A 538-nucleotide genomic window follows, 5' to 3' on the forward strand; every position below is an offset into this window, starting at 1 on the left:
CCGACCGGGTCGCGTACTTCGAGAACGGTGCCATCGCCGAAGAAGGCGACCCCCGCAAGCTGCTCTCCGACCCGGAGACCCCGGGACTGCGAGCCTTCGTCGACGCCGTCCGTTTCTGAGGCACAGCCTCGTCCCAGAAGGAGGGGCCGCCAATTCGCCACAGCGACCAGCGGCCCCTCCCTATCGCCGGTCCCCGCCCCGAACGCCGAACCTGCCCGTGCGGGAGGCGGAATGGGCGGTAGCATTGTCGCATAACCTGACAATCCGACAAGCCTTGTCTTGATGAGGTTCACGAGTAGGTGGGAGAGGGAATATGACGAGTGCGCGGGCAGAGAGCGTTGGCCCGGTAGCGGGCATCACCCGGCGGGATGGCGCGATCCAGGAGATCCGACGGGCGATCGTCAGGGGTGGCCTGCTGCCTGGGGAGAAGGTCACCGAGGTGGGTCTCGCCACCCAGCTCGGGGTCAGCCGGCCGACCCTGCGCGAGGCCCTGAACCAGCTCGCGCGGGAAGGCCTGCTCGTGCAGGAGCCCTTCCGG

The 538-nt window shown here is 68.4% G+C and carries 1 protein-coding gene; it reads left to right on the forward strand.

What is annotated here, in order from left to right:
• Positions 1-313 precede the first annotated feature (313 nt).
• Positions 314-538 (forward strand): GntR family transcriptional regulator (locus LK10_RS00680; RefSeq protein ID WP_043119338.1); only part of this gene is annotated, 225 nt, incomplete at its 3' end.

The organism is Sinomonas humi (genome assembly GCF_000802235.1).
Lineage (GTDB): Bacteria > Actinomycetota > Actinomycetes > Actinomycetales > Micrococcaceae > Sinomonas > Sinomonas humi.